The organism is bacterium (assembly GCA_023230585.1).
In the GTDB taxonomy this organism is placed as follows: Bacteria; Ratteibacteria; UBA8468; order B48-G9; family JAFGKM01; genus JALNXB01.
This window is the reverse complement of the sequence record JALNXB010000003.1, coordinates 25,688-51,437: the sequence shown is the minus strand read 5'-3', so window position 1 is coordinate 51,437 and position 25,750 is coordinate 25,688. Positions and strand designations below refer to the sequence as shown.

General features: G+C 35.9%; 25 protein-coding genes. 22 read left to right on the top strand and 3 right to left on the bottom strand.

Annotated features, from left to right (window positions below; genetic code table 11):
- Positions 1-10: 10 nt before the first annotated feature.
- The 14 genes from M0P98_01410 to M0P98_01345 all read left to right on the top strand — a co-directional run bounded on the left by M0P98_01410 (position 11) and on the right by M0P98_01345 (position 14,297).
- Positions 11-1,084, top strand: a complete 1,074-nt coding sequence (locus M0P98_01410) for a Gfo/Idh/MocA family oxidoreductase (GenBank protein ID MCK9265535.1) — start codon at positions 11-13, stop codon at positions 1,082-1,084.
- A gap of 103 nt (positions 1,085-1,187) precedes the next feature.
- The gene (gene rpsP / locus M0P98_01405; protein MCK9265534.1) at positions 1,188-1,451 is read left to right on the top strand and encodes a 30S ribosomal protein S16; all 264 of its coding nucleotides are present in this window, start codon (positions 1,188-1,190) and stop codon (positions 1,449-1,451) included.
- Positions 1,448-2,152, top strand: coding sequence for a tRNA (guanosine(37)-N1)-methyltransferase TrmD (trmD, locus tag M0P98_01400; protein ID MCK9265533.1), 705 nt, complete (start codon positions 1,448-1,450; stop codon positions 2,150-2,152). The genes rpsP and trmD overlap by 4 nt, the downstream gene beginning before the upstream one ends.
- Positions 2,152-3,141, top strand: a complete 990-nt coding sequence (locus tag M0P98_01395) for a Gfo/Idh/MocA family oxidoreductase (protein MCK9265532.1) — start codon at positions 2,152-2,154, stop codon at positions 3,139-3,141. Before trmD ends, M0P98_01395 begins: the two co-directional genes overlap by 1 nt.
- A gap of 17 nt (positions 3,142-3,158) precedes the next feature.
- Entirely contained in the window at positions 3,159-3,488 is a 330-nt protein-coding gene (gene rplS / locus M0P98_01390; protein MCK9265531.1) for a 50S ribosomal protein L19, read from the top strand.
- A gap of 6 nt (positions 3,489-3,494) precedes the next feature.
- Positions 3,495-3,839: a YraN family protein gene (locus M0P98_01385; GenBank protein MCK9265530.1), complete on the top strand. Its 345-nt coding sequence runs from the start codon at positions 3,495-3,497 to the stop codon at positions 3,837-3,839.
- A 169-nt stretch (positions 3,840-4,008) separates the two neighbouring features.
- On the top strand, positions 4,009-4,794 hold the full coding sequence (locus M0P98_01380) for an electron transfer flavoprotein subunit beta/FixA family protein (protein ID MCK9265529.1): 786 nt from the start codon (positions 4,009-4,011) through the stop codon (positions 4,792-4,794).
- A gap of 7 nt (positions 4,795-4,801) precedes the next feature.
- Positions 4,802-5,983, top strand: a complete 1,182-nt coding sequence (locus M0P98_01375) for an FAD-binding protein (protein ID MCK9265528.1) — start codon at positions 4,802-4,804, stop codon at positions 5,981-5,983.
- A 14-nt stretch (positions 5,984-5,997) separates the two neighbouring features.
- Positions 5,998-6,474: a V-type ATP synthase subunit K gene (locus M0P98_01370; GenBank protein ID MCK9265527.1), complete on the top strand. Its 477-nt coding sequence runs from the start codon at positions 5,998-6,000 to the stop codon at positions 6,472-6,474.
- A gap of 15 nt (positions 6,475-6,489) precedes the next feature.
- Positions 6,490-7,059: a hypothetical protein gene (locus M0P98_01365; GenBank protein MCK9265526.1), complete on the top strand. Its 570-nt coding sequence runs from the start codon at positions 6,490-6,492 to the stop codon at positions 7,057-7,059.
- Positions 7,028-7,606, top strand: a complete 579-nt coding sequence (locus tag M0P98_01360; GenBank protein ID MCK9265525.1) for a uracil-DNA glycosylase — start codon at positions 7,028-7,030, stop codon at positions 7,604-7,606. The genes M0P98_01365 and M0P98_01360 overlap by 32 nt, the downstream gene beginning before the upstream one ends.
- Positions 7,606-8,526 (top strand): V-type ATPase subunit, encoded by a 921-nt coding sequence (locus M0P98_01355; GenBank protein MCK9265524.1) that lies wholly within the window; start codon positions 7,606-7,608, stop codon positions 8,524-8,526. The genes M0P98_01360 and M0P98_01355 overlap by 1 nt, the downstream gene beginning before the upstream one ends.
- Before the next feature lie 55 nt (positions 8,527-8,581).
- Entirely contained in the window at positions 8,582-12,787 is a 4,206-nt protein-coding gene (locus M0P98_01350) for a right-handed parallel beta-helix repeat-containing protein (protein ID MCK9265523.1), read from the top strand.
- A 70-nt stretch (positions 12,788-12,857) separates the two neighbouring features.
- On the top strand, positions 12,858-14,297 hold the full coding sequence (locus tag M0P98_01345; protein MCK9265522.1) for a hypothetical protein: 1,440 nt from the start codon (positions 12,858-12,860) through the stop codon (positions 14,295-14,297).
- A gap of 50 nt (positions 14,298-14,347) precedes the next feature.
- On the opposite strand, the gene M0P98_01340 is transcribed toward M0P98_01345, so the two are convergent.
- Positions 14,348-14,779 carry a hypothetical protein gene (locus M0P98_01340; GenBank protein MCK9265521.1) on the bottom strand — a complete coding sequence of 144 codons (432 nt, stop codon included), beginning with the start codon at positions 14,777-14,779 and terminating at the stop codon, positions 14,348-14,350.
- Between the two features lie 220 nt (positions 14,780-14,999).
- Here M0P98_01340 and M0P98_01335 point away from each other — a divergent pair, with 220 nt between their 5' ends.
- Positions 15,000-16,004, top strand: coding sequence for a hypothetical protein (locus M0P98_01335; GenBank protein MCK9265520.1), 1,005 nt, complete (start codon positions 15,000-15,002; stop codon positions 16,002-16,004).
- Positions 16,005-16,087: 83 nt separating this feature from the next.
- Here M0P98_01335 and M0P98_01330 read toward each other — a convergent pair whose 3' ends face one another.
- Both M0P98_01330 and iorA read right to left on the bottom strand, forming a co-directional pair.
- Entirely contained in the window at positions 16,088-16,660 is a 573-nt protein-coding gene (locus tag M0P98_01330) for an indolepyruvate oxidoreductase subunit beta (GenBank protein ID MCK9265519.1), read from the bottom strand.
- On the bottom strand, positions 16,650-18,431 hold the full coding sequence (iorA, locus tag M0P98_01325; protein MCK9265518.1) for an indolepyruvate ferredoxin oxidoreductase subunit alpha: 1,782 nt from the start codon (positions 18,429-18,431) through the stop codon (positions 16,650-16,652). Before iorA ends, M0P98_01330 begins: the two co-directional genes overlap by 11 nt.
- A gap of 238 nt (positions 18,432-18,669) precedes the next feature.
- Between iorA and M0P98_01320 the strand changes: the two genes are divergently transcribed.
- From M0P98_01320 to M0P98_01290, 7 genes are all read left to right on the top strand, one after another.
- Positions 18,670-19,968, top strand: coding sequence for a phenylacetate--CoA ligase (locus tag M0P98_01320; GenBank protein MCK9265517.1), 1,299 nt, complete (start codon positions 18,670-18,672; stop codon positions 19,966-19,968).
- 56 nt (positions 19,969-20,024) lie between these two features.
- The gene (locus M0P98_01315) at positions 20,025-20,456 is read left to right on the top strand and encodes an ACT domain-containing protein (protein MCK9265516.1); all 432 of its coding nucleotides are present in this window, start codon (positions 20,025-20,027) and stop codon (positions 20,454-20,456) included.
- 160 nt (positions 20,457-20,616) lie between these two features.
- Complete coding sequence (locus M0P98_01310; protein MCK9265515.1) at positions 20,617-21,984, top strand: hypothetical protein; 1,368 nt, start codon at positions 20,617-20,619, stop codon at positions 21,982-21,984.
- Positions 21,985-21,989: 5 nt separating this feature from the next.
- A complete protein-coding gene (locus tag M0P98_01305) occupies positions 21,990-22,175 on the top strand; it encodes a hypothetical protein (protein ID MCK9265514.1) in 186 nt (61 codons plus the stop codon).
- A 107-nt stretch (positions 22,176-22,282) separates the two neighbouring features.
- Entirely contained in the window at positions 22,283-23,797 is a 1,515-nt protein-coding gene (locus M0P98_01300) for a sodium:solute symporter family protein (GenBank protein MCK9265513.1), read from the top strand.
- A gap of 65 nt (positions 23,798-23,862) precedes the next feature.
- On the top strand, positions 23,863-25,158 hold the full coding sequence (locus M0P98_01295; protein ID MCK9265512.1) for a phenylacetate--CoA ligase: 1,296 nt from the start codon (positions 23,863-23,865) through the stop codon (positions 25,156-25,158).
- A 3-nt stretch (positions 25,159-25,161) separates the two neighbouring features.
- Positions 25,162-25,587 carry an ACT domain-containing protein gene (locus M0P98_01290; GenBank protein ID MCK9265511.1) on the top strand — a complete coding sequence of 142 codons (426 nt, stop codon included), beginning with the start codon at positions 25,162-25,164 and terminating at the stop codon, positions 25,585-25,587.
- The last annotated feature ends 163 nt before the right edge of the window (positions 25,588-25,750 follow it).

Below are 25,750 nucleotides of genomic sequence, written 5' to 3'. Positions count from 1 at the left end.
GGAGAAGTTAATGGTTAAACTGGCTGTTATTGGGGCAGGAAGGTTTGGCACCAATATTTTGAACACGTTTTCTCAAATGGAAAAGCAGGGTAGATGTAAACTTGTTGCACTGTGCGACATAGACCCCCATCTACTTGCAAGTCAATCTAAGAGATACGGAAAAAAGGGATATCTGGATTATAAAGAGATGTTGTTGTCTGAAAAAGATGTTGACGCTGTTGCGATTGCTACACCAGACCCTTTCCATAGAGAGCCTGTTTTATATGCAGCCAATTTAGGGAAACATATTTTTGTAGAAAAACCTCTTGATATAACAGTTGAGGGGTGCCAGGAAATGATAGAGGTTTGTAAAAAGAATAAACTTCTGCTACAAGTAGATTTTCATAAAAGGTTTGACCCTTTCCATCTGGCTGTCAAAAAAGATATAGAGAAGAACAAAGCCGGTACCTTGAAATACGGGTACGCTTATATGGAAGATAAGATAGTGGTACCTCGAGATTGGTTTGTTTCTTGGGCTGCTCAAAGTTCTCCAGTATGGTTTCTTGGGGTACATTTTTTTGATCTTATGAGGTGGCTAATAGGTAGTGATGGAAAGACCGTTTATGCTAAAGGTAGTAAGGTTAGGTTAAAAAGTTTGGGAATAGATACCTATGATTTTGTGTCCAGTATGATAGAGTTTAAAAATGGGGTTATAATAAATTTTGATGTATCATGGATTTTTCCTGAAAAATTTGAATCGATTGTTAACCAAGGTTTTAAACTTGTAGGTGATAAAGGTGTTATTGAGTGCGACAGTCAAGACAGAGGAACAAGGGTTTTTTATGAGAAATCTGGTGTTATGACATATAATCCTGCTTTTATATATGAAGAAAGCGATAAATCAGGAGGAATAAAATATTTAGGTTACGGTATTGAAAGTATTGCAGATTTCGTGTATAATCTTGAACGTCTTAGAAAAGGTGGAACTCTTAATGATATAAAAAAGGAGATAACTGCTTTAGGAGAAGACGGGCTTGAAGCAACAAAAATAGGTGTTGCTGTTCATAAGTCTCTTGAAAGTGGAAAGGTAGAGGAGGTAGGTTAGTAGTTGTACAATAATTTTTTAGTCTCAGGTTTTCTATTAAAGTTAAAAATAGTTTAACCTGTGTTTTTGTTATTTAAAAATATTAGAAAGGAGAAAAATAAATATGTCCGCAACAATAAGGTTAGTAAGAAAAGGTAAAAAAAATAGGCCATTTTTTAGAATTGTGGCAATAAGTAAAAAGAAAGATGGGAGAGGAGATGTTCTTGAAATATTGGGACATTACGACCCTATACCAAAGGAAAAGGTAATTGAAATTAAAGAAGATAGAGTTCAATACTGGTTTAGTGTTGGAGCGAAACCTTCACCTACGGTTAAAAGTTTGATGAAGAAGAAAGGTATATTTATTCCAGCTAATGTTGATAAATGAGAATCGATATATTAACTATTTTTCCAGAGATGTTTACTCCTTTGGAAAGTAGCATAATAGGTAGAGCAAGAGAAAAAAAATTAGTTTATATTAAGATATGGAATTTAAGAGATTTTGCTGACCCTGCAGATAGGCATAAAAAAATTGATGATGCTCCGTATGGTGGTGGGAAAGGTATGGTTTTTAAATGTGAGCCTATCTTTAAAGCTGTAGAAGAAATTAAGAAAGAGAATAATGATGCAAAAGTAATACTGACTACTCCTCAGGGTCTTCTTTTTACTCAGAATAAAGCCAAAGAGTTTAGTAAAGAGGAAGGGATAATTATAATCTGCGGGCATTATGAAGGTATAGATGAAAGGGTAACATCTATCTGTGATGAAGAGATATCTATTGGGGATTACATCTTGACCGGCGGAGAACTGCCTGCAATGGTTGTAACAGAAGGAGTTGTTCGGCTCCTTCAGGGAGTTTTACCTGAAGAGTCTTTTTCTTATGAGAGTTTTTTTGAAGGACTTCTGGACTGGCCTTGCTACACAAGACCAGAAGTATTTAGAGGAATGAAGGTGCCTGATGTTCTTCTGTCTGGCAACCATAAAAAAATAGAAGAATGGCGTCAACAACAAGCCTTAGAAAGAACAAAAGAAAGAAAACCAGAACTTTATAAGAAATATCTAAAAAGGTCAGATAAGGAGAATATTTGATGAAATTAAAGATTGGCATAGTGGGGTATGGTGCTATTGCAGAGAAGTTTCATCAGCCAGGTATAAAAGCCTCTAACTATGCAGAGATTTCTGGTGTTTATGATAAAAATAAAGATAGATGTGGCAAACTTGCTTCTGTGGAACCAGATGTAAAATGTTACAAAAGTTATGAAGAGATGCTCTCTGATAGTCGGATAGAAGCTGTGTTGTTGGCTACTCCCAACAATTTACATTGTTCTAATGTTATTTCAGCAGCAGAGGCAGGTAAACATATTCTTTGTGAAAAACCTATGGCTCTTAATATGGTCGAATCACGTCTTATGGTGGATATGTGTGATAAGGCAGGGGTTACTTTTATGGTTGCACACCATTTACGTTTTAAGGCGTGCAACATAAGAACTGCTGAGGTAATCTCAGAAGGTAAACTCGGTAGAATATCTTCTGCAAGGGCAATTTGGTCTTTTAATATTCCAGGTGGGCTTCTTTCTGATGGTTGGCGAGAGAACAAGAATATGTCAGGTGGTGGGCAGATTATGAATGTTAATTCTCACTGTATAGACCTTCTTGTATACCTTTTTGGTAAACCACAGAGAGTTACAGCTTTTTTACAGACAGAAAAAGGCTCTGTTGTTGAGAGTGGTTCTATAGTTATGATTGAGTTTGATAACGGTATTTTGGGAATAGCTCAAGGTTCGTATAGAGAAAAGGGTTCTTCTAACAATCTTGAAATTTTAGGGAGTGAATCCACAGTTATAGTTAAAGGGGCTTGTTCTGCTGGTAAAGATGGAGAACTAAAATATTTTCCGTCTGGGGTTTGCGAAAAAGCCGAAACAGATGTAAGTCCGTATACTAAAGAAGTTGACCATTTTGTAAGAGCTATAAGAGAAAAATTTGAACCCATTTCGAGTGGTAGAAAAATTCTTGATACTATGATGGTTATAGATGCAGCGTATCTTTCTGCTCAGACAGGAAAACATATAAGTTTTTGAAAAAGGAGAAAACAATGATTAAAAAAATCGAAGAACTTGAAAAAGAGTTAATCCCTGATAAAGAGGTGCCAATGTTTTGGCCAGGTGACGATATTTCTGTTCACGTAAAAATTAAAGAAGGGGAAAAAGAGAGAATACAGGTCTTTAATGGGTTATGCATTGGTAAAAAAGGTAGCGGGATGAGACAAACTTTTACAGTAAGAAAAATCTCTTATGGTGAAGGTGTTGAAAGAACTTTTATGCTTTATTCTCCGAACGTTGTTAAGATAGAAATTACTAAAACACGTAAAAATAATAGAATGGCTCCAAGAGCAAAGATGTACTACGTTAGAAAAAAAGCTAAATAATTTTTGATGGATAAACAGAAGTTAGGCGCTAAAGGGGAAGAAAAAGGGGCACAGTTTTTAAAAAGACAAGGTTATAAGATTATCTGTAGGAATTTTAAGACTCGTGTTGGTGAGATAGATATTATTGCTGAACATAAAAAAGAGATTGTTTTTATTGAGGTCAAAACAAGAAGTTCTTTAAAATTTGGATACCCGGAAGAGGCGGTTACTAATAGAAAGAAAAAGCACCTTTTCAAAGCGTCTCAATATTATCTTTTTAAATCAAAAACTGATAAACCGTACAGGTATGAAATTTTGGCTGTAATGGCAAGCCAAGAAGAGTATCTATTTAATATAGTTCCAATTGAATGATTTTTAAACGACTGGTAATTTGTAAACAGTTGGTGCTAACAGGTATGAGTATAGTAGAGGTTACTTTTTAAAATATATTCTTTTTGTGCTATAATAAATTTTCTAAATAAAGAGAAACTTGAAAAAGAAGAGTTTTTATTCTAAAACTCGTTTACAAGGGGATTTGTATATGAATATAATTGTCTGCATTAAGCAGGTTCCTGATACTTTTGAAGTAAAAATAGATCCTGAAACCAACAGGATTGTAAGAGAAGGCGTTGAAAGTGTTATAAATCCTTATGATACTTACGCAATAGAAGAAGCAGTTAGAATAAAAGAGAAGTTTGGAGGTAAGGTCACGGCTGTATCTATGGGACCGCCTCAGGCAGAAAAAGCTCTTAGGGAGGCTATATCTATGGGGGCTGATGAAGCACTTCTGTTAAGTGATAGGGAATTTGCAGGTAGCGATACTCTCGCAACCTCTTATATATTAAGTTGTGGTATAAGAACATTGAAAGATTTTGATATTATACTGTGTGGTAGAGAGACTCTTGACGGTAGTACAGGGCAGGTTGGACCAGAAACTGCCTATCACCTTGGTATTCCATATATTACTTATGTGAGCAAAATAATAGATATCTCTTCTGGTCAGATACATTGTGTGCGTCTTATGGAAGACCATTATGAAGAGTTAAAAGCAGAACTACCAGTTCTTATAACAGTTATTAAAGAAATCAACCAACCGAGGATACCTTCTCTTAAAGGTATGTTGAAAGCAAAAAAGGCTGAGGTAGGGTTTTGTCGTTGTTGCGATGTAGAAGGAGAAAAATGCAATTTTGGGCAGGAAGGTTCTCCAACAAGAGTTGTTGATGTTTGGACTGAACAGTTGCAGAAAGAAGGAAAAAAAGTTGAAGGAGAGCCAGAAGAACTTGCATCGGCTTTATATAAAGAACTTGAAGATTTGGGGGTAGTGTAAAATGGCTATGGTAAAAATAATATACGAAAAATGTACTCTCTGTAAGGAATGTATTAACGAATGTCCTTTTGAAGCAATTGAAATAAAAGATGGTAGGCTATATATAAACGAAAACTGTACCTTATGTGGTTTATGTGTTAAGGTTTGCCCTGAAGACGCTCTCTATAAAGAAGAAAAAGAAGACTTTAAAACCAATATTGACCATTATAAAGGTATATGGTTTTTTGCTGAAAGTAGGGACGGGCAACTATCTTCGGTTGCTCTTGAAATGTTAAACGGGGCTCTTAAACTTAAAAAGAGTCTTGATGAAGAGGTGTCTGGTATAATTTTAGGTAACAATGTTACTGGTTTAGTTGAAGAACTTGGTAAAAGAGGTGCTGATAAGGTTTATGTTATTGACGACCCTGCTTTAGATTATTTTCAAGAGGAACCTTATGCTTTTGCTATGGCACAACTTATAGAAAAATATACTCCTAATATTGTTATTGCTGGTGCAACAATGATGGGTAGAGCTTTTATTCCTATGGTTGCGGCCATTGTTAAGACCGGTTTAACAGCCGATTGTACAGGCATAGACATTGATGAAGAGACAAAACTATTGTTGCAGACAAGACCAACTTTTGGGGGTAACCTTATGGCAAAGATAATATGTAAAAACCATAGACCTCAAATGGCAACAATAAGACCTAAAGTTTTTGATGATGCACCATTAATATCAGGAAAAGCAGAAGTTGTTGTTGAAGAACTTGATAAGTCAAAAATAAAAAATAAGGTTACATTTTGTGGTAGAGAAAAAATTGACAATATTGTTGATTTACAAGAGTCTGAGGTTATAGTTTCTGGTGGTAGGGGGCTTAAAGACCCTAAGAACTTTGCTATTATTAAAGAACTGGCAGATGCTCTTGGTGGAGCTGTGGGAGCTTCAAGGGCTGCTGTTGATTCAGGGTGGATGCCATACCCACACCAGGTAGGTCAGACAGGTAAAACTGTTAAACCTAAAATCTATATTGCTTGCGGTATATCAGGTGCAATACAACATCTTGCAGGTATGCAAACCTCAGATTATATTATAGCAATAAACAAAGACCCTGACGCTCCTATATTTAAGGTAGCTAATGTGGGTATAGTAGGAGATGTTTTTGAAGTCGTACCTGCCTTGCTTAAAAAGATTAAGGCTAAAAATTCGTAAATGGAGGCAATTAAATGGAACTGGGTATGATTTATGCGCTTGCGGGTGCTGCTTTGGCAGTATTTTTGTGTGGAACTGGCTCAAGTATAGGTATAGGGTACGCGGGAACCGCGGCTAACGGAGTTTTGTCTGAAGAGCCAGATAAATTTGGGATAATGCTTCTTCTGGTTGCTTTGCCAGGGACTCAAGGTATCTACGGGTTTTTAACAGGTTTCCTTGTACTTATAAAGGTTGGTATCCTTGGGGGCGCTGATGTTGCAGTTGTAGATGTAGTAAAAGGGTTGCAGATACTTGTTGCATGTATACCAATTGCGGTATCAGGTCTTTTTTCAGCAATACACCAAGGTAAGGTTTGTGCGGCGGGTATAGCCGTTGCTTCTAAACAACCAGAGGCAAGTATGAGAGCGTTGGTATATGGAGCTTTGGTTGAAACGTACGCTATTTTGGCTCTTGTTGTTTCAATATTTTTACTCTTTTCAATAACCCTTTAAATATTAAAAAGTAAAATGGTAAAACGACTCACAGAAAAAATTATTTTGGACTCTGAAACTAAATCAGAAGAAACTATAAGAAAAGCAGTTGAAAAACTTGAAAAAACTCTATTAGAAAGAAAAGAACTTATTACTAAAGAGTTTGAAGTAAAACTTTTATCTGCGAAAGAAAATATAGATAAAGAAAAAGAAATCGAGGTAGGTCTTTTTCGGCTTGAGAAAGAAAAAGAGTTGCTTCTACTTCAAAATGTATTGATAAAAGAGGTTATGGATGGACTGAAAAAAAAGTTCAATCTTTTCATAAAAGAGAATATAACCAGTATTATTACTGGTCTTCTGAAAGATGTTGAAGAGAAAAATTTGGTTATAAAAGTTCCAGAGGCGTCTTCTGATATAAATATAGAAGGTGCGAAGATTGTAAAAGACGCTAATATTACCGATTCTTTTCTTTTGGAAGGAAAAAACTGGAAACTTCTCTTTAATTGGGAACGGTTTAGCCAATCTATAGAGGGATACATAAGAGAAAAAATTGGTAAAGAACTTTTTGAAGATAATGACAAAAATAAAACAAATAGAGATACTTAAAGCGGAAGCGGTAGGTTGTAAAAGGTGCAATTTCTGGCAAACAAGAAATAATGTTGTGTTTGGTGCAGGGGATGTAAATACTCGAATACTTTTTGTGGGTGAAGCTCCCGGTTTTAACGAAGATAAAACAGGTATCCCTTTTTGCGGGAAAGCTGGAAATATTTTAGATACTCTTCTTGAATCTGTACAACTTACAAGAAACCAAATCTATATAACAAACATTATAAAATGTAGACCTCCTAAGAATAGGGACCCACAAGATGAAGAGGTTGAAAACTGTAAAGAGTTTTTTGAAAAACAGATACAGATTATAAACCCCGAAGTTATCTGTTGTCTTGGTAGGCACGCTTTTAAGAATATATTTAACAAGTTTGACATAAAAGTTGAAGGTACTATAAGTAGTCTCCACGGGCAAGTTTTTGAAAAATCTGAGGATATTTTTAACAGGATAAAAATCGTTGTGCTGTATCATCCTGCTGTAGCTGTATATAACCCTAACCAATTGCCTCTTCTCTTGAAAGATTTTAGTATCTTGAAGGAGATATAATGAATATTTTGTCCGTTAGTAGCCGTATAAAATCTCTTGAGAAACATTTTTTGAGGGCAGATAGAATAGAAAAATTGGTTCTATCTCGAGATTTTAACGAGTTTAGTACTATCCTTGAAAAATCTCCTTATGAGATTCCTAACAATATCAAAACTATTGAAACTCTTACTGAACTATTTAATAACAAAAAAACTATCCTAATTGAAGAGTCTAAAAAAAATCTTCCTATCCCTTTATACCAATATTTTGTTTTAAAATATGATTATCATAACCTAAATATTGTTGCTAACGGAAAGAACGAAAACTTTTCTGATTATTCAATTGTAAACTACAAAATACTTCAGGCATCTTTTAAAACAAATAACCATAAGAATATACCGGCTTTTCTTAAACCTGCACTTTCTATTCTTAATAAACTAAAAGATAAAAGTTTTGAAGAAATATCTTTATCTTTAAAACAATCTTACTATGAGGTAGCAGGTCTTCTCTTAAAAACTCAAAAATCTTCTATGATAAACTATTTTCTGCAAATTGAGATAGATTTTTCTAATATTTCTTTATTTATGCATAAGAGACTTACCGGTAAACATCTTGAACAGGAAAATTTTATAGATGGTGGAAATATAAAGAAAGAGCATTTTTTGAAAGAAGAAGTTTTATGGAAAACAGTAAAAAACGTTTATAAAAATATAGATGTTCCTATTGAAATAGATATTTTTGATAGAGAAAGGTTCAAAGTTTTGATGGGGTACCTTAGCCGTGTAAGGATTGTGCCATACGGTATGGAACCACTGTTTTTCTATTTTTTAGCCAGAGATATTGAACTTGAAAATGTAAAAAGAATAGCTATAGGAAAGTTTTACAATATTGAACCGCAAATCTTATCTGAATGGGGAGCATTCCCGTATCAATATGTTTAACAGAATTTAATTAAATGTACACTGTGAATTTATATACAACCTAAAGGAGTGAATTATGTCAAAAATATTCGGTTATATATCTCTTTTTTGCATATCCTTGAGTTGTACTCTTTGTAGCGAAAACCAAGGATACTCTCAATGGTTAAAAAGAAGAGAATCATTAATTAAAGATGCCACAGTTATGAGGTACTACACATTTGAAGACGTTAAAGATTCTGAAAGCGTGGTAACTGATTTAGGTAAAGAAGGAAAAACATTAAAGTTTGTTCCTTATAAGGACCCTGCCACCAAAGAAGAGTTTAACGATTTAAAAGTAATAGAAGGTAGGTGGCCAGAAAAAAAAGCAGTAAGTTTAGATAGAGGGTTTTATCAAGGAGAGGCGTACAACATACAAGACAAGCAGTTTAGTGTTGAGGTATGGTTTAGAAGGCAAGGTCCGGGAAGCATAGTGGCAGCAATGAAAAGGCAGGATGGTACTATTTTGGGAGTTTCAGGGTACACAAGAGGGTGGCGTATTATTACAGCTTACGAGCGTGATTTAAGTATACGTTTCTCTATTGGGCAACCAGTTGGTTCTGCCAACCTTTTTACCAAAACACCTTTACCTGACAACACCTGGCACCATCTTGTGGTGACCTGGGACGGTAACCAAATGAAAATGTATGTTAACGGGAAATTTGTGGAACAGGTTATGACAGAGATGGTTGATAGAAAAGCTCAACAGGTCAACAAGTTTTCAGGAGAGTATGTTAAAACAGATTATCCTTTCAAGATAGGGTTTTCTGAACATGGAGTTGGTTCTCTCAAACTTGATATAGATGAAGTTGTTATATATAACAGGGTTTTAAGTGAGGAAGAGGTCTCTGTTCTCGGTAGGGGACCTTCTGGGGTTTCTCAAGACGATGTTTTTATGAGAGCCGATACATATATTAAGGCGGGCGATTATAAGAAAGCTCGAGTAGAATACGAAAAACTTAAAGGGTTAGCGAGTTATGGTAAGGAACTATCTTTTTTTAATATAGCGGAATCATATAGGAAAGAGAAAGATTATGCTAATGTGCATAAAACGTATAACGAAATATTTTCAATCCCAAATCTATCTACCTATTACCGTATATATGGTCTTTTTCAGCAGGCAGAAGTATATATTGAACAGAAAAATTATATTAAAGCAAGAGAATTGTATAACCAAATTATAAAAACAGATGACGCTCTTGAGCATCACCTGTTTACTTCTTATAAGAAAATTGGAGATACATTTAGGGACGAAAAAAAATATTCAGAAGCAAGAAAGATATATGAACGGCTATTGGTAGAACAGGAGAGCCTTCCCTTGCCACATGAAGGGTACCGGCTCGATTTACGTAACAGGTTGGAAGAGATAGAAGACCTGAAAGACGGTTCTCAGATAAAGAGTCGGGATAAAAAGATAGAGGAATTGATAGAAAGTCCTAAAAGGTTTATATATGTTTCCCCTAAAGGCGCAGACACAAATTCTGGCACAAAGGCAAGACCGTTTGCAACCATTACGAGGGCACAGGAAGAGGTTAGAAAAATCAAAGCAAGCGGTGGAATACCAGCCGGAGGAATATCTGTTTATCTTAGGGAAGGAAGATACTTTATAGATAAGAGCATCTCTTTTGGGAAAGAAGATTCAGGCACAGAAAACTCTCCTATTGTATATAGAAGTTACCCTAACGAGAAAGTTCGTATTATTGGAGGTAAGCAAGTAAAAGGGTTTAAACTTCTTACCGACCCTGCTATTATTAAGCGTTTACCTGAAGAATCCAAGGGTAAGGTTTGGACTGCTGACTTAAAATCTCAAGGGATAACAGATTACGGAGAACTTTTAAACAGAGGTGGACACGGAGGAGATGTTCCGGGAGCTATGGAACTCTTCTTTAACGGGGCTCCAATGCGGCTTGCCCGTTGGCCTAATGAGGGGCACGCACGGGTTGCTGGCCTTTTTAGAGTTGATGGTGTTGGTAGGGGAGAGTTTCAAAAGGCAGGATTTGTCTATTCGGGGGACAGGCCAGAGAGGTGGTTGGAAGAAAAGGATGTATGGTTACATGGATTCTGGCATTATGTATATTCTAAAGACCACGTAAAACTAAAATCAATAGACACAAAAAACAAGGTTATAAATACATATTACGACACAAGATGGGGCGAAACCTATCCACTTTACAGTGTGCCGATAAGTAAAGATACTCCATATTATGTATATAACCTGTTAAGTGAGATTGATACCCCTGGAGAATGGTATGTAGATAGAGAAACAGGGAAACTCTATATTTATCCACCTGATAAGATTGAAAATAGCGAAGTCATAGCCTCTATGTTGAGCACTTCTTTGATAAGTATGGATGAAACTTCTTACATTATATTTTTTGGTGTTACTTTTGAAGCAACCCGTACCCACGGTATAGAGATAAAGAGAGGTAGGAACAACTATATAGTTGCAAGCACAATAAAGAATGTGGGGGAATGGGCAGTTAATATAAACGGCGGGTTTGAACACTCTATTGTTGGGTGTGATATTTTTGATACAGGTGAAGGAGGGGTTTCTTTAGATTTTTTAGGTGGTAGAAGTAAAACAACACCTTTCAGAAAAAAACTGATTCCAGCAAGACACCTTGTTATCAATAACCACATACACAGGTTTAACCGGTTTGATGGAGGTTACAGGCAGGGTGTTAGGATAGATGGGGTAGGTCAGATAGTATCTCATAACGTTATACACGATTCACCAATGCAAGGTATATACTTTAATGCTAACGACCATATAGTTGAGTTTAATGAGATGCACGACGTTGTTTATGAAGGTAGAGAGTTAGGCTCAATATATATATACGGAGAACCGTGGTATCTGATGAGCAGGGGTACGGTTATAAGGAACAACTATTTTCATCATATAAGTACCCATTCTTCACCGAATACTAACCAGGGACTTAATGCGATACATATTGATGCTATCAATGGCGGACTTGTGATAGAGAAAAATTTCTTCTATAGAATTCCTAATGGAGTCTCTAATGCACAGCCGGAAAACCGTATTGAGAATAACGTATTTATAGATTCTGAGGCAAGAGCCATATCTCAAGGGGACAGGTCGGCACTTTTTTATAACCAAGATGAAACTCCAAAGTATAGAACTATATCACATCTTGCTTCACAACGTTTAGCTTATGTTAGGTACAAACAACCGCCCTGGAGTTATCGATATCCGCAATTGTTTGATATGCTCTACAGAGAACGGCCTATAGGTTTGTCTCAGAACAACTTTATTGAAAGGAATATCAATACAGGTGGACCGTTTATTACATTCTCCAGAGGTGCAAAGGAGCATAATATAGTCAAGAATAACTGGGATGGAGATGAGCCTCTCTTTCTTGATAGGGAAGGTAGAGATTTAGCAATCAGGCCCGGTTCTCCTGTATATGGGTTAACAGGAGCAGAACCAATAACTATGGATGGTATAGGTGTATACAAAAGCAGTTTAAGGGCAAGTTGGCCTATCAGTAGAAGCCAAGAAGATATAGGTAAATATTACTATACAGACTGGAAACCTATGGACGAACTTTCTAAGACGATACTTGTTCCGTTAAAGCGGGTTAAATCTCCTTCTACCTATACAATCCCTGTGAGGAAAAACCCTGTAACTATAGATGGTAAACTTGATGTTAAAGAGTGGGGTAACCTTGATATAAAAAAAGCAATGGTTATTGAACAGCAGTTTCAAGGAGAGCAGGTAGAGGGTGCTAAAAGTTATGTATGGCTGTTACACGATAATGAGAATCTGTATATAGCGATAAAAAACGATCCTGATCCGTTTAAAGAAGGTATGCTTACCCGAATGAAGAAACATTCACCGCTTTTTGAGGTTGCTATTGAGAGCCAGCATAGTTCACAGACAAGTAGTTGGTGGTCTGATGATATGGTTACAGGACCAATATATACAATGAGTTTCTTTTATGATGGTGAATATAGAGTGAACAATCTTTTTAAAATGAATTATAAAGATGTTGCAGAGATAGAAAAAAACATAGAATATAAGAGGGTTGTACTTGATGATGAGAATAAGGTCTGGACTGCCGAGGTGAAGATACCATTTAAGTCTTTAGGGATCGATCTGAAAGAAGTTGAGCAGTTGGCGTTTAATATGGGAGCATACAAGAAAACTGACTGGTTTGCTTGGGTAGCAACGGGGACATCTATATGGCGAGTTGAAAATGCTGGGTTTATAAAGTTTGCTAAATAAATACTTTTTATAAACAACTTAAAAGTAGAACAAGTTATTAACCTCGATATTTATTATAGGAGATAACAAAATGAAAGCTGGATTTTACGAATCAGATATAACCCCTTCTCTTGGAATGGAACAACCCGGTGGTTACGGTAAAAGTTACGTAAAAAGTTATAGGGATAATCTTAAGGTTAGGGCTGCGGTCTTTTCAAGTGGAAAAGAATCTGTTGCTCTGGTTGGTATTGATAGTTGCATTATACAATCGGCTGAACCTGTTAAAATTATTAGGCAAGAGGTAGAGAAACGGACAGGTATAAAAGCAGGGGCTATACTTATGGGTGCTTCTCATACTCACGCAGGAGGTCCTTTTTTTGGGCTTAGAGAAGATGAGTATGCAGATGTTCCTGAACCAATTAAAACTCTTATTTCAAAACATTCAACTGTAACAGATTCCCTATATTATGAATATTTAATCGGGCAAACAGTTACAGCTATATGTGAAGCTTACACAAGAAGGCAAGAAGCGGTTCTTTCTTGCGGTTCTGGTTATGAAGATAAGGTTGCTTTTAACCGTCGGGTAAAAATGAAACAGGGAAGGGCGTATACACACCCTGGTAAAGGTAATCCTGATATAATAGATTTTGCAGGTCCTATAGACCCAGAAGTTGGCGTTATTGCGGCTTGGGATATGAAAGGTAACCTTCTTGGTACCGTTGTAAATTATGCCTGCCACGGAACAACCAACTACGGAGCGGTCACGGCTGATTGGATATATTTTTTAGAAAAAAGAATTCAAGGAGCAATGGGTAAAGATTCTATTGTAGTTTTTCTTAATGGAGCAAGCGGAGATGTTACTCAGGTTAACAACTTGTCTATGTCGGAGAGAGAGTTTGGGGAAAAATACGCTGATTTTGTGGGTACTCGTGTTGCAGCAGAAGTTATCAAGGTTATGGTTACCGCTGAAAAAGGCGATTGTTCACCTGTATCTTTCGCTCAAAAATTCTTAGAACTTAAAAGAAGAAAGCCTTCAAAAGAACGTCTTGCAAAAAGTTTGAAAATTGTTGAAGATGGGTTGAAAAATAATAGGTTTGATACAGAATGGACTTTTGCGAAAGAGTTACTTATAGCAGATTATTTTGTCAAGAAAGAGCCTATTAAAGAAGTTGAAGTTCAAGGTATACAAGTAGGCCCTGTTGTGTTCCTTGCTAACCCTGCTGAGTTTTTTTGTAACCTTGGTCTGAAAATAAAAAAATCTTCATTGTTCCCTCTTACTTTTGTTGTGGAACTTGCCAATGGAGGTGTTGGTTATGTTCCAGATAAAAAAGCCTTTTCATCTACAGGTGGAGGGTATGAGACTATTCTCACAAGTTATTCCAATCTTGAGGAAGGAGCAGGAGATAAGATTGTTGAAGCAAGCATTCAGATTGCTGAAAAATTTAAGCCCGGACAACTTCCTTCTACTCCGCAGGTAGATAAGAAAGGTACCCCTTGGGATTACGGAATTTTAGGTCCAGATAAAGAATAATTTTAAAGGTGAAGATTACTTGATATACATAGAAGTTTTTGCAACCGTATTTATTTGGCAGGCAAACCTTCAATGGCAAAACTGGTTTTAGGTGGCGCTACAGAAAACCCGTCTTCTTTTGTCATTATATCTTCTTTAAGTATATTCATTTCTGAATCAAAAAAGACTATTTTTAGGTCCCTTTTTACAGCGCCATATCCTTGGTTATGGTTAATAAATTTTGTGCCTTCGGATATGTTGGGGAATATAATAATAGTGTTGTCAAAATCCCTATAAGAAGCAATAGCAAACCCTTGATGTGCAAGTTGAGGTTCTGTAGCAAGAAGTATTCTACAACCTTCAAACTGAACCTGTGGCCAGTTGTTATAGACTGAGGCATTGTCTGTATCGACGTTGATATTTGCTGGGGTTTTACATCCTGAGAGCCCAAATAAGATTGTAAACTGTAATAAGAATAGTCCTGAATAGAGTGTTTTTTTCATATTGTTCCTTATTAAAGAGTTTAAAACATTTTAATTATTGTAACATATTTTACGTAAATAGATTAAAATATACAAAAAATATGTCAGGTCTCTCTTTGCGAGCGCTTCTTGACGTGGCAATCTCGTTTTTACTACCGCTCAATAGATGTTGACAAAGTAGGGCGGGGAGAGGGTAAAATACGTTGAATTTGTTAGAAGAATTTTAACAAATGGAGATAATATGATATATAAGAATATTTTGTTTCATAATGTGGTTGAACTTATAGAGGATGATGGAGGCTTTTATATAAACAGGATTCCAGAAAGCTTGAGGTTAAACTCAAACCCGTCTGTGGTTATAGGTGCAAGACAGGCTTCAGGGTGTGAAATGAGATTTAATCTGAAAAGCAAGGACGCTAAAATAACGCTTCTTGCCAATGGGATCGTGGAGGTTTATCAGGGAGTTTTTCAGAAGAGTGTTCATTTGATAGATAATAAAATCGTAACAATTCCTATAACTCTTCCTGCTAATATTGAACATTTAAATCACCTGTCTAAGGGTAGAAACCTACCTTTTGATACTTCTCTTACCAGAGTAATACTCCCTTACAACGGAGAGATGAAAATTATTGATATTGAAGGTGATTTTGAACCTCCCTCTAAGTCCCAGTTACCTTCGTTAAACTATCTTGCTTATGGTTCTTCCATAACTCACGGTGCAAGCGCTGTTAGTTCCTCAGGAACATATATTATGAGAACTGCTACTATGCTTGGGGTTAACCTGTTTAATCTTGGGTTTGGAGGTGGAGCCCGTTTTGAAAACCAGTTTGCAGACTATATATCTGAAAGAGACGATTGGGATTTTGCCTCTTTTGAGATAGGAGTGAATATGCTTCACCGGTCTGATGTGGCGGAGTTTAAGGAGAGAGTAGAATATTTTCTATGGCGAGTTCATAAAAAGCATCCCAACAAGTATCTCTTCTGTATTGATATATTCCCTTACCTTAAAACTTATATTCTTTCAGACCCTGATAAACCTAAAAAGTTCAGAAAGATTGTAAAGGCTCTCGTAAAAAGTATCAATTCTGATAAGGTTATTCATCTTGATGGAAGAAAGTTTATTACAGATATTTCCGGGCTATCATTTGATTTAGGGCACCCATCACTTGCTGGTATGGAAGAGATAGCGTTAAAACTCTCTAAAGAGATTACTAAGAAGATGAAATATATAAAGAAAAGCATTTAACTTGCTCTAATCAAGGGTTAGCAACTTGTGTTAAGTTGGAGAGAATTTCTCTTTTTTATGTTGCCACAATAGCAGGATAGGTTTTAGGTACCTATTTTAATTCCTTCCTCAAAAGCCATTAGGTTCATCTGAACAAATTTTTCTTTTACGTTCTTTTCTATTGCTAACAGTAAAGACTCTTTTTTGAGTGGTATTTTAGATGACGCTATACCTAACATAAAAATGTTTAATGCTTTACCGGAAGATACCTTCTGAACTGAGTTAAAAAAATCCCCTGCTATAATATCTGATGTTTTTTCTCTTATAATTGAGAGCGTCTTTTCAATATCATACTCTTCTCCGAGCAGAGGGATTCTTCTAGTATTTACTACTGCAAACCCACCTTCTTTCAAATAGTAAGAATACCTTGCACCTTCAAGAGGTTCCATTGCTAATAGTATATCTGCTTTACCAAGAGGTATCATAGGTCCATAAGAACAACCTATACGCACGTGAGCTTCAACTGAACCGCCTCTTTGTGCCATACCATGAACTTCAGCACCTTTTACTGGAAGGTTTTCATAAATAGAAGCCTCCCCAAGTATATCTGAACATAAAAGAATACCTTGACCCCCAACTCCTGATATTAAAATATCGCACCTATTTTTAGTTTCCATCTTTAATTTCCTCTATGGAGTTAAAAGGACATATTTCTACACATATCCCGCAACCACTACATTGGTTGGTTATCTCTGCTTTCCCATCCTTAAAAATAATAGCAGGGCATTTAAGTTGCAAACATAGTTTACACCCAGTACATTTGTTCTTATCAACAAAAAACTGTTTTTTAGGTTGTTTACCTACGAAAATACAATTTCTCTTAAAAATAATTACCCTAACCCCTTTATAGTCTTTGAAGTTTTTTAATTTTTCAATAGATTCTTTAATGAAATAAGGGTCAACTGTTATAACCTTCTCAATACCCATTGCAAGAATTAACTGTTCAAGATTGATATTGATTGTAGGTTCACCTATAGCTGTTTCTCCTGTTCCTGGATGAGGTTGGTGACCAGTCATTGCAGTTGTTCTGTTATCTAAAATAGCCACAATCTGGTCTGCTTTATTATAGCAAGCGTTTATAAGTCCAGTTAAACCTGAATGAAAAAAGGTAGAATCACCTATTATTGATATAACAGGTCTATCCTTTTCAAATCTTGATATTCCTGTCCCCATACTTATTCCTGCCCCCATACATAGACAAGTATCAATAGTTCCCAACTGTACACCAAGAGTGTAACATCCTATGTCACCAGGAAAGATAGAATCTTTTCCAAAGACTTTTTTAAGTATATGGAAAGACCCTATATGCGGACATCCTGGGCACAACACAGGGGCTCTTACTGGCAAAGGTTGAGATTTTGATGTTAGGTTTGAGGTGTGGATGTTTTGACCAACAAGAGTTTTTTCAACCAATTCAAGAGAATATTCTCCTTCTATGGGGAGAGTTCCTTCTAACTTACCTTTTATAAGGATATTTGAACCATATTTTTTTGCGATAATATAAATATTTTCTTCAATGACAGGTTCTCCTTCTTCAAAAACTATAACTTCTTTTTTATCTTTGATAAAACTGGTTATTTGTTTATCTGGTATGGGGTATGAAGATATTTTTAGAAGCGAGAAAGATAGGTTATGTTTTTCTTTTATTTCTTTCACATATTGGTAAGAAATACCTGAAACTATTATTCCTGTTGCATCCCCTTTCTCTTCTGAATTGAAAGGCAATTTCTCTATCTCTGTTTTAATATATTCTTGTTTCTCATTAAGTTTTTTTAGTGCAGTCCTTGCATTGGCAGGGACCATAACAAACTTTTCAGGATTTTTTTTGAAAGAAGTTTTAGAGTAGTTCTTATTGATATTCCCTAATATCACATCCGATTTACCATGAGATATTCTTGTTACGCTTCTTATAATGACAGGTAGCCCAATCTTTTCTGAGAAAGAGAAAGCAAATGTGGATATATCTTTAGCTTCCTGTATTGAAGACGGCTCAAAGTAAGGAACTTTACCAAATATAGCGTACCTGCGGGAATCTTGTTCATTTTGTGAAGAGTGAGCAAAAGGATCGTCTGCTACAATTATAACAAACCCTCCCTCTACTCCTGTGTATGCGGATGTCATAAAAGCGTCTGAAGCAACATTTAAGCCAACGTGCTTCATAATAACAACCGTTCTTTTGCCTGTCAAAGAAGCGCCGTAGGCGTTTTCATAAGCAACCTTTTCGTTCACGGACCACTCTGCATAAAACCTATATTCTTTCGAAAGTTCAATAAGTTTTTGTGTTATTTCAGATGAAGGAGTTCCTGGGTATCCAAAGACACCTTCTACTCCACCTTCAATTAAACCATACGCAATAGCATCATTTCCAAGTAAATATTTTTTAGTCATATCTTTTATTTCCTTATTACAATTATTGCTATTTCCACTCTTTTATACCCTCTTTTCTACTCTCCACTATTGTTTGCAAACTTAACCGTACCTGTTTAAGGGGGATTCCTGTTTTCCTTTTAAAGTAAGGAAGGAATATTTGACAAAAAAGCAAGTAGAGTCTAAATTATAAGGATAAATAATAGATTATTATAAGATAATATTGGTATAATTGCAAAGAAATATTATAGGAGAAGGTATGAACTATTTTAACAAAGATATTGAGATTGCTGCTTCTGCTCAATTAAAAGCAATACAAATTGAGAGACTAAAAGATGTTGTTAAGTACGTTTCAGAAAAGGTGCCATTTTATAGTAAATCTTTTGATGAAAAGAAGATAAACATTTCAAAGTTTTCTTGTCTTTCAGATTTACAATATTTACCTTTTACGCTCAAATCAACGCTGAGAGACCATTACCCGTTTTCTCTTTTTGCTGTGCCTATGGGAGAAGTTTTTGAAATACACGCTTCAACGGGTACAACTGGTAAAATGACTGTTGTAGGGTATACTCAGAGAGATATTAAACTCTGGTCAGAGGTTATGGCAAGGTCTCTTGTTTGTGCCAATATTGGGAATGGCGATATAATACAAAACGCCTATGGATACGGTCTTTTCACCGGCGGGTTGGGAGTCCATTACGGGGCACTTGAACTGGGTGCAACAGTAATACCTATTTCTGCTGGTGGCACAAAAAGGCAACTTGCTGTAATGAAAGATTTTGGTAGCACGGCTTTAACCTGTACTCCTTCATATTCGCTTTTTATGGCAGAAGAAGCGAGAGCATACGGTTTCAACCCTTTTACTACTAAACTTAAGGTTGGTATTTTAGGTGCTGAACCTTGGACAGAAGGGATGAGAGAACAGATAGAAAAAGAATGGAATATAACGGCTCTCGATATATACGGTTTATCAGAAATTATAGGTCCTGGCGTTGCTATGGAGTGTGCAGGTAAAGAAGGTTTACATATATGGGCAGACCATTTTTATCCAGAAATTATCGACCCTTCAACAGGGCAGGTTCTTGAAGAAGATGAAGAAGGAGAATTGGTTATAACAACACTTACTAAAGAAGCTCTACCGTTGATACGATACAGAACAGGAGATATTGTTACTTTGACTAACCAACCGTGTACTCATTGCGGTAGAACAATGCCAAGGATAAGTAAAATTAAAGGTAGGATTGATGATATGTTGATTATAAGAGGGGTCAATATTTTTCCATCTCAAATAGAAACAGTTTTAATGAATATGCCAGAAGTTGCGCCCCATTATCAACTTATTATAACAAAAGAAAGGTACCTTGATAAAATGGAAGTTCAGGTAGAAATGAATGAAAATATTTTTTCTGATAAAATCAAAAAATTAGAGACGTTAGAAATAAAAATGGTTTCAGAAATAGAAAGTGCTCTCGGGATATCTGTTAAAGTTAAACTTGTAGAGCCAAAAAGTATCCAAAGAAGTGAAGGTAAAGCCAAAAGAGTTATAGATAAAAGATAAAAAACAAAAATCTTTCAAACACCTTAAAATATGAGCAATAGGAGGAGGTGAAGAATATGTTTATTATGCAACTCTCTGTTTTTCTTGAAAACAGGTTGGGTAGACTTAAAGAAGTTTTGGCTGTTTTAAGTAAAAATAAAATCAATATAAGAGCCATGTCGTTGGCTGAAAAATCAGATTACGGTATGTTAAGACTCATTGTGCAAGAGACAGAAAAAGCCGTTGAAATTCTTAAAGATGAAAATATCTCTGTAAACCTTACTCCTGTGATTGTTGCGGAAGTTATAGATAAACCTGGCGGTCTTCTGGCTATAATAGAACCTCTCGAGAGCAACTCTGTTAATGTGGAATATATATACGCATTTGTAGAAAAATCAGGAGACAAAGCTCTGGTAGTGGTAAGGGTGGAGGAACCAGAAAAAGCTGCGACAGTATTAAGAGAAGAAAACATAAAACTTCTTGAAAGAGAGGATATAGAAAGAATATAATAAACTAATTACACCTTGTGACGTTTTTTCTTAAAACTTTCGTAACAAACGGGACAAAGGAGATATATGGACAAAAATTGGGCAACATGGTGGATTGTTGTTGTATTAAGCACAGTATTCACAATTGTTGGGCTGATTTTAAGGATAAGGGGGTGGAAAAATGATTGAGGCAAGCAATATAGTAAAAACCCTTCTTGCTCCTGATAAATCGTATGCGTTATGGGCAATTGTCGGTATTGGCTTAATGTTGCTGGTATGTATTACTGTTGGATTTTTAAGTAGAAAACAGGCCAAATCTTTTGAATCTTTCTTGTCAGGACATAATGATATAGGTCCTATTGTGACCGGACTTGCTCTTGGAGCAACCTGGTTAAGCGGGTGGGCTGCTCTTGGAATGATGGGAATAACTTATTCTTTTGGTTGGTCTGGTATGTGGTTTGCAGGTATATGGACAATTGTAGGTATTATGCCTTGCCTTTTTTTTACAGGGGAAAAAATGCAGATGTATTCTCAGAAATTTGGGGCAAAAACTGTTTCTGAAGCGCTCTGCATAAGATTTGACAGCAAAGTGGTGCAATCCCTTTCAGCTCTTATTATGATATTTTTTATGATTCTTTACGCGGTTGGTCAGTTTAAAGCTGGTGCAACTATATGGTATGCTGTGACAAAACTTCCTGCGTTATGGTGTCTTCTAATATCAGGTGTTGTAGTTTTTATATATATGGTGGTTGGAGGTTATACTGGCACACAATGGTCTCTTGCTATACAGGGAGCTATACTTGGAATTGCCTGTTTTGCGCTTGGGATAGTATCCCTTATTTTTGTTGGGGGACCGACTGCTTTAAATATGAAACTTGCAGCAGAAAACCCAGCTCTTATTAATCTAATTAGAGACGATTTGCCAAAGGTAGGTAATGCTCAACTATTTTCAAGCCCTGTTGGAGTTCTCGCTACTCTTTTTATATTTTTGACTATGGCTACCGGGTTCCCCCATAATGTGGCAAGATTTGTAGGTATGAAGAAATTGAATAAGAAAGATTTCTTTCTTGTAACCCTTATGGTTTTTCTTGTAGCTGGACCTCCAATATTTCTTAATGCTATAACAGGTTTATGTAGCAGAGCTGTTTTTGGTCAAGAGTTGCTGAATATTAACCCCTGGAAAGGGGACCTTGCTGCTCCATTTCTTGCTATGGTTGCAGGAGGAAAACCTTTAACGATTTTATATGTAACAGGCGTTTTTGCGGCTGCTCTTTCTACTCTTTCTGCTATGATAATGGTTATGGCAGGAAATGTTACAAGGGATATTATATATATTTGGCGTCCTCAAACATCTTCCAGCACTTTATTAAAACTGACAAAAGTGTTTATAGGTATTTTCCTTTTCATTCCTTTTTACTGGGCATTTAAGAATACTCCACCTTACTTGCCGTATTTATGGGATACGCTTCTATTGGGTTGGGAGGTATTTTTATCTTTTGTACAGCGGTCTCATTTTATTGGAAACGAGCTACTGCTGCTGGGGCTATAGCTTGTATGGTTTATGGAGTTGTTTCAACCTTAATTGGTAGTATATTTGTAACACAAAATAAAATAGGTATGGGTACTTTGGAGTTTATAGTTCTTATTGGTTGTGGTGTAGTATATTTTGTTGTAAGTTTATTGACAAAACCTGTTTCTGAAGAAACATTGAAGAAACTATTTGGAGGGAAAAATGTTTAATTTGCCTTTATCGACTTTTCTTATGTTTTTTTTGGTATTACCGTTAGCGGGTATAGTTTGGCTTCTCTGGTGGGCTCTAACATTTAAATAAAGATTTGGAGGAATTTATGGACAGTGGAAATATGGGATTAGGAAGTATTATTGTTGTTGTTCTTTACCTTGTTTTTATGCTTGTTATTGGAATGGTTTCAAGTAAGAAGATTAAAACTGCTTCAGATTATATAGCGGCAGGAAAAAATTTAGGTTTTTGGCTTTTTGTTATGCTTATACTTGGTTCTACAACAAGCGGGATGACTCTTCTTGGTGTTTCTGGGCTTGGATATATAGCAGGATGGCCAACTTTTTGGGAACAGATTTTTGTTCCACTCACTTGTGCTGTAGCAATAATATTTTACGGATATAAATTATATGAAGTATGTAAAGATAAAAAGTTTCTTACCCTTCAAGATTATCTTGCATACAGATTTGAAAGCCCTAAAGTTGTTAGAACTATCTCTTCTATAGCTGTTCTTACAACCTCTTTAATATATTTAGTCGGGCAATATACAGCAATAGCCATTGTTTTAAAATGGTTGCTTGGAATTCCTCAAACTCAAGCATTGTTTATAGGGGCTGTAATCGTTGTTATCTACGTTTTGCTTGGCGGGCTATATGCAGTCTCCTGGACAACTCTTTTTCAAGGGTTCATTATATTTTTTGGAGTTCTGCTTGTAGCACCTATTATAATACAGAGTGCAGGAGGGTTGTCTGCTATAAATACAACAATGGGAAATATAGACCCTAATATGCTTAAAATTGCTTATCCTCAGGCACATCCACCAGTTCCTGGTTATGCTTTCACAACACCATTGTTTCTTATCTCATTCTTCTTTTTGTTGACTTTTGGGCTTGGTTCAGGTCCTCATATAGTCAACAATGTTATAGCAGTAAAAAATAAAAAACATTTTAAGTGGGCGCCTCTATTAGTTTTTGTTATGTATATAATGATAATGTACCTGATTAAAATGTCAGGGATGGCAGTAAGAACACTAGTTGAAAACGGGCTTGTTGTAATAGAAAAACCAGACGATTCGTTTCTTGTTGGGATTAAATATGCTTTACCTCGAGCTACTTGGGCTTTTTTTGCTGTGGTCATACTTGCTGCTGTTATGTCAACAACGGATAGGTTATTGCTTGTTATAGGTACCTGTTGTGGATGGGATTTTTATAAACAGTTGTTCAAAAAAGATGCTAATGATAGAAAAGTAACTGTTGTAAGCAGGGTGGCAGTTATAGTGTTTGGCTTAATCAGTTTTCTTCTTGCTATTAACCCGCCTGCACTTTTGGCGTGGCTTATATGGATGGGTATAGGAATAATGTTAACTACATTTGTTGTTCCTATATTGTTTGGACTATATTGGAAGAGAGCCAATAAGCACGGCGCTATATGGTCTATGGTTACTGGGTATATATTTGCTTTTGTTTTTGGAGCGTACGCAAAATTTAAGAGTCCTCTACCGTTCCATTTTAGTTTTTATGCTTTCTTAATATCAATTTTGGTAATGGTAATTGTTAGTTTATTTACATCTAAACCATCTAAAAAACTTATTAAAGAAAGTAAAACAGGTATGTTTATTAGATGAAAGAATGATATATATATTAAATTGCAAATAATTTTTATGATATTTATGTAAAAGAAAGGAAAATAATGTACTGGAAAGAGAAAGAAGAGATTATATTAGAAGACGAGTTGAAAAACATTCAACTGGAAAGATTAAAAAAAACTGTTTCAACAGCGAATAAATCTGTATATTACAAAAGTTTTTTTAAGAAACACAAATTGGATGCTCATATAGTTGAATTGGAAGATATTAGAAAATATCCTTTCACTTTTAAAGACGATTTAAGAGAAAGTTATCCTTCAGGGATGCTTGCAACCTCTCTTGACAATGTTGTTAGGATGCACGCTTCTTCAGGTACTACGGGTAAATCTACACTTATTTTTCATACAAAAAAGGATGTTGATAACTGGGCAGATTTAGTTGCAAGGGGATTATATTCTGCAGGGGTAAGAAAAACCGATATCTTTCAAAATATGATGAGTTACGGACTTTTTACTGGCGGGCTGGGGCTACATTATGGTGCAGAGAAAATAGGGGCTATGGTTATACCTATAGGCACAGGAAATACAGATAGACAAATAAGTTTTTTAAAAGACCTTAAAACAACAGTAGCCCATATCACCCCAAGTTATCTTTTACATTTAGGGCACGCTCTCGAAGAGAAAGGTTTATCTCCTGCTAAAAGTTTTGACTTGAAGATAGCTATAATGGGCGCAGAGTCATACTCCGAAGCTACCAGAAAAAAACTGGAGACGATATTTAATATAAAGGTCCATAACTGTTATGGGCTTTCCGAGATGAACGGTCCTGGTGTTGCTTTTGAATGTGAACATCAAAACGGTATGCACCTTTGGGAAGATAACTATTTAGCAGAAATAATAGACCCAATCACCGGGGAGGTTTTGCCTGACGGTGAAGAAGGCGAACTTGTTTTAACCACTCTCAAAAGAGAAGGTATGCCTATTATTCGTTATAGGACAAAAGACATAACAAAATTCTTGAATGGTAGATGTAAATGTGGGCGGGTATGTCGTAGGATAGCTCGTATAAAAGGTAGAAGCGACGATATGTTTATAGTTAAAGGAGTAAATATTTTTCCTTCTCAGATTGAAACTGTACTGATGGAGACGCCTGGAGTAGACAAGAACTATATGATAATTCTTGACAGAAAAGAAGGTTTAGATATATTATTAATACAGATTGAAATTCAGAAAACTTATTTTAAAGGTGAGTTAAGACAGTTAAAAAATTTGCAAGAAACTTTAAGAGAAAATTTGAGAAGAGTGGTTCTTGTAACCCCTGTGATTGAACTTGTTGAGCCTGGTACTCTTCCAACCTCTACTGGTAAAGCCAAAAGAGTATTAGATAAAAGGAGATTGTGAACAATGGGTAAACAGATTTCTATTTTTGTAGAAAATAAACCTGGTAAAATAAATAAAATAACTGGTATACTTGAAAAATCCAAAATAAATATGAAGGCTATGACAATAGCCGATAGCGGAAGTTTTGGGATTATAAAATTGATAACCGATGATAATGATAAAGCGTTTGCTATTTTAAAAGAAGAAAATTTTCTTGTTTCATTCCAAGAAGTTGTCGTGGTGGAGATGCCCGATAAGGTTGGGGCGTTCCATAAGGTTGCCAAAATTCTTGAGGATGAGGGTATCAACATAGAAGACGCCTATGGATTTATAATGGATGAAGGTGTTAAAGCCGCCCTTATTCTTAAGGTCGCTTCAACAGATATAGAAAAAGCGGAAGATATTTTAAAGAAGAATAATTATAGAAGTGTTGAAAATTTTAATGTCTAAAAAGAGGTAAAAAAGTATGGGGTGTCTACTCACTCTGGGACTACGGCGCATACACCTTCCCTTTTTTACCTTCTCCCCTTTGAGGTACTTGGGATAGAGAGCCCTCAGGGGTCTGCAAAGAGATTAATGGGATGAGGTTTATCCGCCGAAGCTTGCATTTTAG